This is a genomic window from Aeromonas sp. HMWF015, assembly GCF_963878965.1.
GTDB classification, from domain to species: Bacteria; Pseudomonadota; Gammaproteobacteria; order Enterobacterales; family Aeromonadaceae; genus Aeromonas; species Aeromonas veronii.
This window is the reverse complement of record NZ_CAWNZT010000201.1, coordinates 1-11,255: the sequence shown is the minus strand read 5'-3', so window position 1 is coordinate 11,255 and position 11,255 is coordinate 1. Positions and strand designations below refer to the sequence as shown.

At 59.9% G+C, this 11,255-nt stretch carries 12 protein-coding genes; 1 reads left to right on the top strand and 11 read right to left on the bottom strand.

Going from position 1 to position 11,255, the window contains the following annotated elements:
* From maiA to AACS18_RS10860, 10 genes are all read right to left on the bottom strand, one after another.
* The coding region (maiA, locus tag AACS18_RS10905) for a maleylacetoacetate isomerase (RefSeq protein WP_258228917.1) at positions 1-604 on the bottom strand (604 nt) is incomplete at its 3' end.
* Between the two features lie 139 nt (positions 605-743).
* Entirely contained in the window at positions 744-1,739 is a 996-nt protein-coding gene (locus AACS18_RS10900) for a fumarylacetoacetate hydrolase family protein (RefSeq protein ID WP_108614244.1), read from the bottom strand.
* Between the two features lie 10 nt (positions 1,740-1,749).
* Positions 1,750-2,901 carry a homogentisate 1,2-dioxygenase gene (locus AACS18_RS10895; RefSeq protein ID WP_108614243.1) on the bottom strand — a complete coding sequence of 384 codons (1,152 nt, stop codon included), beginning with the start codon at positions 2,899-2,901 and terminating at the stop codon, positions 1,750-1,752.
* On the bottom strand, positions 2,894-4,030 hold the full coding sequence (gene hppD / locus AACS18_RS10890; RefSeq protein ID WP_108614242.1) for a 4-hydroxyphenylpyruvate dioxygenase: 1,137 nt from the start codon (positions 4,028-4,030) through the stop codon (positions 2,894-2,896). Before hppD ends, AACS18_RS10895 begins: the two co-directional genes overlap by 8 nt.
* A gap of 224 nt (positions 4,031-4,254) precedes the next feature.
* Positions 4,255-4,923, bottom strand: coding sequence for a haloacid dehalogenase-like hydrolase (locus tag AACS18_RS10885; protein ID WP_108614261.1), 669 nt, complete (start codon positions 4,921-4,923; stop codon positions 4,255-4,257).
* Positions 4,924-4,943: 20 nt separating this feature from the next.
* Positions 4,944-5,603, bottom strand: coding sequence for a TIGR01621 family pseudouridine synthase (locus AACS18_RS10880; RefSeq protein ID WP_108614241.1), 660 nt, complete (start codon positions 5,601-5,603; stop codon positions 4,944-4,946).
* A 176-nt stretch (positions 5,604-5,779) separates the two neighbouring features.
* Positions 5,780-6,472 carry an ABC transporter permease gene (locus AACS18_RS10875; protein ID WP_005337302.1) on the bottom strand — a complete coding sequence of 231 codons (693 nt, stop codon included), beginning with the start codon at positions 6,470-6,472 and terminating at the stop codon, positions 5,780-5,782.
* 3 nt (positions 6,473-6,475) lie between these two features.
* A complete protein-coding gene (locus AACS18_RS10870; RefSeq protein WP_005352911.1) occupies positions 6,476-7,216 on the bottom strand; it encodes an ABC transporter permease in 741 nt (246 codons plus the stop codon).
* Positions 7,217-7,402: 186 nt separating this feature from the next.
* Positions 7,403-8,176, bottom strand: coding sequence for an ABC transporter substrate-binding protein (locus AACS18_RS10865; RefSeq protein ID WP_108614240.1), 774 nt, complete (start codon positions 8,174-8,176; stop codon positions 7,403-7,405).
* 49 nt (positions 8,177-8,225) lie between these two features.
* Positions 8,226-8,996: an ABC transporter ATP-binding protein gene (locus AACS18_RS10860; RefSeq protein ID WP_005337310.1), complete on the bottom strand. Its 771-nt coding sequence runs from the start codon at positions 8,994-8,996 to the stop codon at positions 8,226-8,228.
* Between the two features lie 532 nt (positions 8,997-9,528).
* On the opposite strand from AACS18_RS10860, the gene AACS18_RS10855 reads away from it, so the two are divergent.
* Positions 9,529-10,431, top strand: a complete 903-nt coding sequence (locus AACS18_RS10855) for a lysine exporter LysO family protein (protein WP_108614260.1) — start codon at positions 9,529-9,531, stop codon at positions 10,429-10,431.
* A gap of 98 nt (positions 10,432-10,529) precedes the next feature.
* Here the strand turns inward: AACS18_RS10855 and AACS18_RS10850 are convergent.
* Positions 10,530-11,255: amidohydrolase family protein (locus tag AACS18_RS10850; protein WP_108614239.1), on the bottom strand; the 726-nt coding region annotated here is incomplete at its 5' end.

Genomic DNA, 11,255 nt, shown 5'->3' with positions numbered 1-11,255 from the left:
CCTTGATAAAGGCTTGCAACTGTTCGCAGTTGGCGACGATGCGGCGGATGGTGGGGTAATCGTCCAGGGTCATGTCGTAACGGCGGGCGTTGTAGACCTGTGGCACCAGCATGCAGTCGGCAAGGGTCACTTCGTTGCCAACACAGTAGACACCGGCGGTGGTCATCAACAGCTGTTCGAGGGCGGTGAAGGTCTCGTCAATCCAGTGGCGATACCAGCGGGCCTCCTGCTCGTTGTTGGCCCTGAAGTGCTCTTCCAGATAGTTGAGTACCCGCAGATTGTTGAGCGGGTGGATATCGCAGGCGATCATGTTGACGATCTGGCGCACCCGGGCCCGCGCGTCGGGGGAAGAGGGCATCAGGGAGTAGGCTGGATAGGTCTCGTCAAGGTACTCCATGATGGCGACCGACTGACCGATCTGCACATCGCCATCCACCAGAAACGGCACCAGCCCTTGCGGATTGATCCGGCGATAGGCCTTCTCGCTCTGCTCGCCTTGCCGCAAATTGATGGGATGCTGCTCGTAGGCGAGCCCCTTGAGCTGCAACACGATCCGCACCCGAAAACTTGCCGACGAACGCCAATAGCCAAACAACTGCAACATAATCTGTCCCTGCATCTTATCTGGGCCCGAAGCCCGGCAGGTGCTCACCACCTGCCTCCTTGTGTCTCCGGCACCGGTTGAGGGCTCGTCGTGATCCGGACATATCCCGAATATCCTTGCCGCCAACCGGCGCTGGCCATCAACCTCCCTGACCGCTCGCTGGCACCACCTGTTGAGAGATGGTGCCAAACAGGTTTTGGCCAGAGCGATCCTCCATCGCGATCGACACTCTATCACCAAACTGCAAATAGGGGGTTATAGCTTGATCACAATCAAGAATTTCCAGCATGCGGCGCTCGGCGATGCAGGATGAACCGGCGCTGCGATCGTAGTTGGAGACGGTGCCCGAGCCGATGATGCATCCCGCACCAAGGGGGCGGGTCTTGGCCGCATGGGCAATCAGCTCGAAGAAGTTGAAGGTCATGTCCACCCCGGCTTCGGGCGCACCAAACAGGGCACCGTTGAGGTGGGTCAGAAGCGGCAGATGCACTTTGCCATCACGCCAGTCATCGCCGAGCTCGTCCGGGGTGATGGCCACCGGCGAGAAAGCGCTAGACGGTTTGGACTGGAAGAAACCAAAGCCCTTGGCCAGCTCCGCCGGAATGAGGTTGCGCAGGCTCACGTCATTGACCAGCATCAGCAGCTTGACGTGGCTGGCGGCCCCCTGCGGGCTCACCCCCATCGGCACATCGTCGGTGATGATGGCTACCTCCGACTCGAAATCGATCCCCCACTCTTCCGACCCCATGACAATCGGCCCACGGGGGGCCAAAAAGCTGTCGGAGCCCCCCTGATACATCAACGGAGCGTGCCAGAAGCTCTCCGGCATCTCGGCACCGCGTGCCTTGCGCACCAGCTCCACATGGTTGACGTAGGCGCTGCCATCGGCCCACTGATAGGCACGCGGCAGTGGAGAGAGGCAAGACGCTTCGTCAAAGGCGAACGCCTCGGCCACGCGGCCCTCGTTCAGCTGCTGATAGACAGCCTCCAGCCTGGGGGCGACCTCGGCCCACTCATCGAGGGCGGCCTGCAAAGTCGGGGCAATCTCGCTCACCCGCACCGCCCGGGTCAGCTCCCGGCTCACCACCACCAAAGCGCCATCGCGCTTGCCATTGTTCAATGTTGCCAATTTCATAAGCGATTCCTTATTTGCCGGCAGCAGCGTCCGGGCGCTGCCAGCTGGAGACATACCGGGTGTTCTCGATCCCTTCGCACAGACTGCCGACGTTCAGCGCATCGCGGGTGTCGAGCATCACCGCGACCTCGTCGGTGAACTTCTTGGCATAGGCCTGCCCTGCCGCAAACGCCTTGGGATGGGGGCCGTGGGTGAAACCGGCAGGATGGAAGGTGACCATGCCCCGCTCGATATTGTCGCGGCTGAAGAAATCCCCGGCGTGGTAGAAGAGCACTTCATCGTAATCGTCATTGCTGTGATAAAAGGGCACCTTGAGGGCCCCGGGATCGCTCTCGATGGGGCGCGGCACGAAGGTACAAATCACGAAGCGGCTCGCCACAAAGGTGGAGTGGGCTGACGGCGGCAGATGGTAGCGGTGGCTCATCAGCGGGCGGATATCCCGCCAGTTGAGGCGCACCACGCACAAATCCCCGTGCCACCCCTGCGCATCCAGCGGGTTGAAGGGCCAGGTGATGACCGACACCTGATCGTGGCGCTTCACCTGCAGCGACCAGGGATTCTCATCCTGCTGGGCCAAAAAGCGTTCGTTGATGGCGGGTACATCGAGCGCCGCCGGGTCAAAGATGGCGTGATTGCCCACCAGCCCCTTGTCCGGCAGCTGATAGCTGTCGTTGGTCGCCTCGATCATCAGGATGAACAGGGGAGCTGTCGGCTCGATGCGCCACATGGTACCGCGGGGGATCACCACGTAGTCGCCATCGCGCAGAGTCAGGTGGCCGTAGTCACAGAAGAACTCACCGTCCCCCTCGTGGATAAAGAGCAGCTCGTCGCCGTCGGCGTTGCGCACCAGAAACGGCATCGCCTCGGAGAGCCGCCAGATGCGATAGCGGCAGTGGGAGTTGCTGAGAATGTCGGGGGCCACCCAGGGAGAGAGCGAGCTTACCTCCTCTTGCAGGGCATTGAGGTCAAATAGCCGTGGCCGCAGCGGCCCTTCCCAACTGCTCCAATCGGTGGGGGCATGCTTGTGGTGCATGTGGGTGGCGGGGCCGAAAAAGCCACTGCGCCCCAGCTCGCGCTCATAGATGGCCTGTTCCGGCAAGTCGGCATGGGCCTGCCGGGAGTGGGTTCCCTCCCGGTGGGGAAAGTTAATCCAGTTACGCATCGCTCGCTCCCTCTTTGCGGGCACCCTTCTCATCCTCACCGCCATCCAGCACGCCGCGGCGGATCTGGTCCAGCTCGATCGATTCAAACAGCGCCTTGAAATTGCCCTCGCCAAACCCTTCGTTGCCCTTGCGCTGGATGATCTCGAAGAAGACCGGGCCAATCACGGTATCGGTGAAGATCTGCAGCAGGATGCCATCCTTGGTGGGGGAGCCGTCGATGAGGATGCGCAGCTCTTTGAGGGCCGCCAAATCCTCCTGATGCCCTTCGACCCGGTTGTTCACCTTCTCGTAGTAGGTATCCGGCGTCGGCATAAAACCGGTACCGCGGCTGCGCAGGGTGCGGATGGTGTGGTAGATATCGCTGGAGGCCATGGCGATGTGCTGGATCCCCTCCCCCTTGTACTGACGCAGGTACTCCTCAATCTGGGACTTGTCATCCGACGACTCGTTGATGGGGATGCGGATCTTGCCGCAGGGGGCAGTCATGGCACGGGAGTGCAGCCCGGTCAGCTTGCCCTCGATATCGAAGTAGCGAATTTCACGGAAGTTGCCGATCCGCTCGTAGAAATTGGACCAGACATCCATATTGCCGCGATGGACGTTGTGGGTCAGGTGATCGATCTCCATAAGACCGGCATCTACCTCTGCCATCCGGGACTGCCAGTCGGGGTAGAAGACAAAATCCACGTCATAGATGGAGCCCTTGTCGCCATAACGGTCGACAAAGGAGAGCGTGCTCTCGCCGATACCGTAGATGGCGGGAATATTGAGCTCCATCGGGCCAATCTTGCCGACAAAGGGCTTGGCCCCCTTGGCGATGGCGTACTGCTGGGCTTTGCCCGCATCGCTCACCCGAAATGCCATGCCGCAAACGCTCGGCCCGTGCAGGCTGGCAAACTGCTCCGCCTGGGAGTGAGGCTCGGCATTGACCACAAAGTTGATATCCCCCTGCCGGTAGAGCCAGCACTGCTTGTGTTTGTGCTTGGCGACCTCGGCAAACCCGAGCGAAACGAACAGGCTCTTGAGGGCGGCAATCCCCTTGGCATCGGGGGCTGTGTACTCGACAAACTCGAAACCGTCTGTGCCTAACGGATTGATGGTATGGGTGACGGAAGAGGTGGCATTCATCGGGCGCTCCTTGCTCTTGATTCGGTTAAAACGGATTGCAGCGCCCAGCGGCGCGGCAAGTGTTAACAACTTGTTTCATTAGAAGCAGGGCGTAGCAGGAAGAGAAGAGGCGGGTTGCAGATAGTTTTTCGCAGCTGGCAGCAAAAGATGTAAATGGATTGTGACATTCAAGCCACAGCCTTGCGGATCAAACGGTGACGACCCACAGGACTGTCAGCTTTGCCTTACAGTTGCCAGTTTTTGAGCATCAGATGGGGCAAGCAGGCCCGGGCCTTTTGCAGTCGAGTGGGCGTCGGATTGATCAACCATGCCTCTTCCCCCAACCCCAGCAGTGGCAGATCGTGCAGGCTGTCGCTCAAGGCCAGCTCGGCATCGAGGGCGCAAATCTCCGGCAGCAGCTTGTGCTGACCGTGGCAATAGAAGCGCGGCATCAGGCCGCCAAAACGGTAGTGCATCTGCGAGCCAATGATCCGGTGGGGCAAATGGCCGGGCAGTTGCTGATAGAGCTGGGCTCGCACCAGCGCGCAGGGACTGGCGGAGATCACCCAGCAGCGCGCCCCCTCGCTTTGCAGCAATTCGCGAGCCTGACGATACAGCCCCGATCTGGTGCGGCAATAGGCACGCACCAGCTTACGCCAACCGAGGGGAGAGAGCCAAAGCGTGATGGCCCACCAGATAAGGGAGATACCGCGCCGCCGCTGGCTGGGTAGAAGATAGACCAAGCCACCCAGCGCAATCACTGGCAACAGCAGCAGCGGCCAGATCCGGCGGCGCAGGATATAGCGCAGCAGACCGGCGTGGCTGTCGCCGGGGGCCAGGGTGTCGTCAAAGTCGGCCAGGATCCAGCGCGGTGCACGTCCGTCAGGATCACGCTCTTTCGCTAAATGGATCATGGTGTCAGGTGCTGGGCGCATCAGGGCGCAAGGGCTGCAATGGCGGCCATGAGCTCGGGGGTGACAAATTCACTCCCCACATCGGGCGGGCAGACAAAGTCGAACGGCTCGCCCGCCAGCGTGAAACTCAGTCGCCAGGCATGCAGATAGCCACGATCGGCTGACGTACCGCCATAGCGCTCATCCCCGAGAATGGGGGCGCCGATGCTTTTGAGGGCAACCCGGATCTGGTGGGTCTTGCCGGTCTGGGGCTTGATGCGATAGAGCCGCAGCCCCTCGCGCACCGACACCGAATCAAACCAGCTGATGGCGGGATTATCCAGTGTGCGCACCAGCATCCAGCTGCCGCCGCGCCCCTTTTGCATATCCCCCTTCACCCAGCCCTGCTTCTTCTTGGGTTTGCGATCGGAGAGCGCCAGATACTGCTTGCTCACCTCACGGGCCGCAAAGGCCATGCTCAGCTCGCGATTCGCCTCTGTGGTGCGGGCCAGCAGCACCAAGCCGGAGGTCATCTTGTCGAGCCGGTGTACCGGATAGAGGGTTAGCCCGGTATCGGCCTTCACGCGATTGACCAGCCCCGGATTGACCGACTCCCCGTCGCCCTTCTCGTCGTGCATGCCTATGCCAGGCTGCTTGTCGATAACCAGGAAAGCGGGATGCTCAAACAATATCCGGTACATAAAACCTCGGGAACTGGGGAATAAGGCATGCAGCCAACGACTGGCGGCGCTCGGGAGTGCTGCATTCTCCCTGCTCGTCCGCCATTTGGCAAACCGGACGGGCGGAGGATAAAGATAAAAAATGGCCCCACCTGCAACAGGCGGGGCCATTTTCGCTCATCTTGGCAGATCACACCTTACACATTACGCGGGCGCAGGTGGGCGTGCCAGCGCGCTTCCCACTTCTTGAACAGCCAGACGATGACAAAGGTGAGCAGCATATAGAGCAGCCCCGCGGTCAAAAAGGCCTCGAACGGACTGTAGTAGCGAGAGTTGATGATCCGCGCCGCGCCGGTCAGATCGACGATGGTGATGATGCCCGCCACCGCCGAGCCCTGCAGCATGAAGATCACCTCGTTGCTGTAAGCCGGCAGTGCCCGACGAAACGAGTTGGGCAAAATGATCCGGGTCAGGGTCTGCCAGCGGGTCATGCCAAAGGCGTTGGCAGCCTCAATCTGGCCGCGCGGCATATTGTGTACCGCCCCGCGCACGATCTCGGCGGTATAGGCGGCGGTATTGAGGGTAAAGGCCAGCAGCGCACAGAACCAGGCTTCGGAGAAGAGCGACCAGGCGGCACTGTTCTTCAGCCACTCCCACTGGGCGGCGCCGTAGTAGATGATAAAGAGCTGCACCAGCAGCGGGGTGCCGCGAAAGAAGTAGATATAGGCCCAGATCGGCCCCTTGATCAGCCAGTTGCGGCTATTGCGCAGGATGCCCATGGGCACCGCCAGCATCAACCCAAGGATCAGAGAGAGGGCCACCAGCCAGACGGTGGTATAGAGCCCCTCCCAGTAGGTGGGCCACTCTTTGAGAATGATTGAGAAATCCATGGCTTACCTCGTCTTGATGGCATAGTGACGCTCGGCCCACTTGAGTGCCGAGGTGGAGACTGCAGTGAAGATCAGGAAGATCAGCGCCACCGCCATGTAGAAGGTGAAGGGTTGCTGGGTCGAGCCCGCCGCCAACGAGGCTTTGCGCACCATGTCATCAAGGCCGATGATGGAGACCAGCGCGGTGGTTTTCAGCAGCACCAGCCAGTTGTTGCCAAACCCGGGCAGCGCGTGGCGCATCATCTGGGGGAAGAGGATCCGCACAAACACCTGGGTTGCCCGCATGCCAAAGGCCCGTGCTGCCTCCAGTTCGCCTTTGTCCACTGCCAGAATGGCGCCGCGAAAGGTCTCGGTCATGTAGGCGCCGAAGATAAAGCCGATGGTCGCGACACCGGCCACAAAGGGGCTGATGTCGATATAGTCCGGCAGCAGGGAGACCCACTCCTGATTGGGATTGCTCTCCAGTAACCAGCTATTGTAAGTCTCGTTGACCCAGGTGCAGATGCCGTTGATCAGCACCTGGCCGCCAAAGAAAAGCAGCATCATCAGCACCAGATCGGGGATGCCGCGAATGATGGTGGTGTAGCCGGTGGCGATGGCCCGGGCCCACTTGTAGGGAGAGAGTTTGGCCAGCGCCCCCAGCATCCCCAGCAGCAACGCCAGCAGCAGGGAGGCAAGCGCCACCTCCAGGGTGACCCAGGCGCCCTCCAGCAGCGAGGCTTCGTATCCTTTCAAATCAAACATGGGCAGCTCCATTGCAATGAATAGGGCCCATTGCTCCACACTGAGAACATGGGCCCCGGGACTACTGGCGAGGTGAGCCAATCGGCCTGTTACTTGTCGTTGAGCAAAACGTCACAAGTCCCCTCACCCTGCCCTCTCCCAAAGGGAGAGGGAACTGCTTTTACTCGCCGTAAACGTCCTCTGGTTTTATTCGCCGTAAACGTCGAACTCGAAGTACTTGTCGTTGATTTCCTTGTACTTGCCGTTGGCACGCAGCGCCAGAATGGCGGCGTTGAATTTCTCCTTCAGATCCTTGTCAGCCTTGCGCACCGCAATACCGGCACCCTCGCCAAACCACTTGGGATCGGTCAGTTTCGGGCCGACGAATTCAAAGGCATCACCGCCCTCTTTCTTCAGCAGACCGTCGGTGATGGCGGCAGAGTCGGCCAGCACATAGTCGACACGGCCGGATTTCAGATCGAGATAGGCTTCATCGGCGGTGCCGTAACGCTTGATGGTGGCGTTGGGGAAGTTGTCGGTAATAAAGGTATCCATGGAGGTCGCACGCTGCACCGCGACGGACTTGCCTTCCATAAAGGCTTTGTCGAGCTGCACGTCGGTGCCCTTCTTGGCGGCAAAGCGGGCCGGAATGTGCTGGTACTTCTGGGTGAAGTCCACCTTCTTCTTGCGCTCTTCGGTGATGTCCATGGTAGCGATGATGGCGTCAAACTTGCGTGACAGCAGTGCCGGAATGATGCCGTCCCAGTCCTGCTTGACCAGGGTGCATTTCACTTTCATCTCTTCGCACAGGGCGTTGGCGATGTCGATATCAAAGCCTTTCACCTCGCCACTGGGCTCGGTCCAGGAGAAGGGGGGATAGGCACCCTCAACCCCGATCCGGACCTCTTTCCACTCCTTGGCCGTCAGGCTACCGGACGCGAGGGCAGTAACTACGGCTGTCGCCAGCATCAGCTTGTTCATGTATCTCTCCTTGATAAAACAGTTGATTGGGTAACCAGGCATCCCGCCATCAGTAGATGGAGGAGATGAATTGCTTGAACCGCTCGGATTTGGGATGGGCGAAAATCTCCTTGGGGTTGCCCTCCTCTTCCACCCGCCCCTGATGCAGAAACATCACCTTGTTAGATACATCCCGGGCAAACGACATCTCGTGGGTCACCACCAGCATGGTGCGCCCCTCTTCGGCCAGCTCGCGCATCAGGCCGAGCACCTCCCCCACCAGCTCGGGATCCAGCGCCGAGGTGGGTTCGTCAAACAGCATCACCTCGGGCTCTACCGCCAGCGCACGGGCAATGGCGGCCCGCTGCTGCTGACCACCGGAGAGGTGGCCGGGATAGTAGTCACGCCGCTCCCAGAGTCCAACCCGGTTGAGCAGTTGCTCTGCCTTGGCCAGTGCTTCGGCGCGAGGCACCTTTAGCACCTGGATTGGCACTTCGATGATGTTCTGCATGATGGTCATGTGTGACCAGAGATTGAAACTTTGAAACACCATGGCCAGCCGGCTGCGGATCCGCTCCACCTGACGCATATCCTCGGGCAACCGCTCGCCGGCGCGGCTGGTTTTCATCCGGATCAACTCACCATGGAGCGAGACGGTGCCGGATGAGGGGGTTTCGAGCAGATTGATACAGCGAAGAAAGGTCGACTTCCCCGAGCCGGAGGAGCCGATAAGGGAGATCACATCCCCCTTGTGGGCGGTCATGTCGATGCCCTTGAGCACTTCGTGGGTGCCAAAATATTTGTGCAGATCACGTACTTCCAGTGCGGCAACGTCGCTCATCCATTACAACCTTGTCTGTCCCTAGACGCCGCAGGGGCGTGACTCAACCATCGTCCATTTAACAAAAAGTTAACCGACGGCAACCTTCAGCGAAAATATCACCCGGATAGTGAAAAAACAATACAGAACGAGGGTCTTCAGGGGATTCGCTCTATTTTTATTCGCTCTTTGCGTATTTTTCAGCACTTTGTTTGCATAAACAGCCGTTTCAATGGCTATTCCGATACCGCCTTTTTATACCCCAATCATATCAGTGGCAAGAGAAAAGCGTGATGTGTGCCAAACCGGCACCAAAATGGCTTTATGCACCCCCTTGCCGAGCGAAATATCGGCCCCCCGATCGGATCGACTTGATTTCATTGGTGCACTCGGGCTCGCACAGAACCTTATCAAACAGAGAGGTTGTGGCAAAAAAGTAACAATCTGCCCCCAAAAGGGCTGTTTTCGGCCATGAAAGCGAGAGATATGTGACACAGAGCCAATAAGTAATGATAAGGTGGTGTTTTTATCAGTTTTTGTGATCGAGGCCTCGATGCTGCTCAATGTGTTGCTGATCCTGTTGCCACTGGCAATCGGCTATCTGGTTCCCCTCCCCTCTGCCCGGCTGATCAAGCTGGTCAACCAGAGTCTGGGCAAGATGGTCTACCTCATTTTGTTTCTGATGGGGCTCGGGCTTGCCTATGTGGAGAACCTGGGCAGCAATCTGGCGGTGATCTTCAAGGTCGCCGGGGTGATGCTGACCGCGATCACGGTCTGCAACCTGCTGGCCCTCTGGTGGCTCGACAAGCGCACGCCGCCGACCCACGAGGCGAGCGATAGCAAAATGCCGAGCAAGCTGCACCTATTGTGGGAATCCCTGCAGCTCTGCTTTGTGGTGCTCGGCGGTGTGCTGCTGGGTCTACTGGTAGATCTGCGCGCCCTGCCCATCGACAAGTGGAGCGAGTGGGCCCTGATGCTGCTGCTGTTTCTCATCGGGGTGCAGATGCGCAACTCCGGCATGCGGCTGCGCCAGATCCTGCTCAACCCCTGGGGGATGAAGATAGCCGCCACCGTCATCCTCAGCAGCTGGCTGGGCAGCCTGCTGGCGGCCCAGTTGCTGGGGATGCCCTTTGCCCATGGTCTGGCGATGAGCTCCAGCTTCGGCTGGTATTCGCTCTCCGGCATTCTGGTGGCCGACAAACTGGGGCCGGTGCTCGGTTCTGCTGCCTTTATCAACGATCTTGGGCGTGAGCTTATCGCCATTCTGATCATCCCGGTCCTGATGCGACGCCACCCCTCGGCGGCCATCGGTTACGGCGGCGCCACGGCGCTGGACTTCACCCTGCCGGTCATCCAGAAATCAGGGGGCATTCAGGTTGTGCCGGTGGCCATTGTCTCCGGCTTTATCCTGAGCCTGCTCGGCCCCATCCTGATCCTCGGGTTTCTGGCGATCTAAGCCTTATTCCCACACTGCAGATAAAAAAGCCCGACCTTGTTGTCGGGCTTTTGCTGTTTGGATGCAACCACGCACTGGCAGCGATATTGCACGCATCCTTATTCGCGCCACTGGCCGCCACTCATCACCCGTTCGATAGCAAACGTCCGGTCGTGCACCAGCAGCAGATCCGCATCCTGCCCGACCCCGATACGCCCCTTGCTGCCGAGCCCCAGCGCCTGTGCCGGATTGCTCGTCACCACGGCCAACGCCCTCTCCAGCGAGACACCGAGCCGGGTCGCGCGCACGCACTGCTGCCACAGGCTGGCAATCTGACCGCAGCGCATCTCGATTAGCCGCCCCTCGCCATCAAAGCGCGGCAGACTGGCGTTTGCATCCGAGCTGAAGGTGATGCGCTCGGCTGGCACATTGGCGGCCAGCAGCTCGAGAAGCGCATCGGCAGCAAGCCGCTCGCCATCCTCCAGCAGATCGGGAAAGCTCGAGGTGGTGAGGTCGACCCAACCTCCCGCCTTGCCCCACTCGATGGCCTCGGCAAAGAGCCAGGGGTTGCGGTTGCAGTGAGTGGGATAGAGCTGGCGCAGCGGAATGTCAGTCTCATCGCGCAGGGCCCGCAGGGGGGCCAATGCCCCCTTGCCATCCCCGACATGGAAGAAGCTGATCCCGCTCTTGCCCGCAAGCAGCCCGGCTACTCGCGCCTCGCTGGCAAGCCTGGCCAGCTCATCGTGGGTCGGCGCGCTGGATCTGTGGTCACTGATGGCCACCTCCCCCACCCCCAATACCTCGGGGATCAGGATGATGTCCGACTCCACCGTGCCGGTCAGGGT

What these genes read in the sequence shown, in the direction of transcription:
- AACS18_RS10900 (WP_108614244.1), bottom strand. Translation starts at nt 1,739, where the DNA reads ATGAAATTGGCAACATTGAACAATGGCAAGCGCGATGGCGCTTTGGTG.
- AACS18_RS10895 (WP_108614243.1), bottom strand. Translation starts at nt 2,901, where the DNA reads ATGCGTAACTGGATTAACTTTCCCCACCGGGAGGGAACCCACTCCCGG.
- hppD (WP_108614242.1), bottom strand. Translation starts at nt 4,030, where the DNA reads ATGAATGCCACCTCTTCCGTCACCCATACCATCAATCCGTTAGGCACA.
- AACS18_RS10885 (WP_108614261.1), bottom strand. Translation starts at nt 4,923, where the DNA reads ATGATCCATTTAGCGAAAGAGCGTGATCCTGACGGACGTGCACCGCGC.
- AACS18_RS10880 (WP_108614241.1), bottom strand. Translation starts at nt 5,603, where the DNA reads ATGTACCGGATATTGTTTGAGCATCCCGCTTTCCTGGTTATCGACAAG.
- AACS18_RS10875 (WP_005337302.1), bottom strand. Translation starts at nt 6,472, where the DNA reads ATGGATTTCTCAATCATTCTCAAAGAGTGGCCCACCTACTGGGAGGGG.
- AACS18_RS10870 (WP_005352911.1), bottom strand. Translation starts at nt 7,216, where the DNA reads ATGTTTGATTTGAAAGGATACGAAGCCTCGCTGCTGGAGGGCGCCTGG.
- AACS18_RS10865 (WP_108614240.1), bottom strand. Translation starts at nt 8,176, where the DNA reads ATGAACAAGCTGATGCTGGCGACAGCCGTAGTTACTGCCCTCGCGTCC.
- AACS18_RS10860 (WP_005337310.1), bottom strand. Translation starts at nt 8,996, where the DNA reads ATGAGCGACGTTGCCGCACTGGAAGTACGTGATCTGCACAAATATTTT.
- AACS18_RS10855 (WP_108614260.1), top strand. Translation starts at nt 9,529, where the DNA reads ATGCTGCTCAATGTGTTGCTGATCCTGTTGCCACTGGCAATCGGCTAT.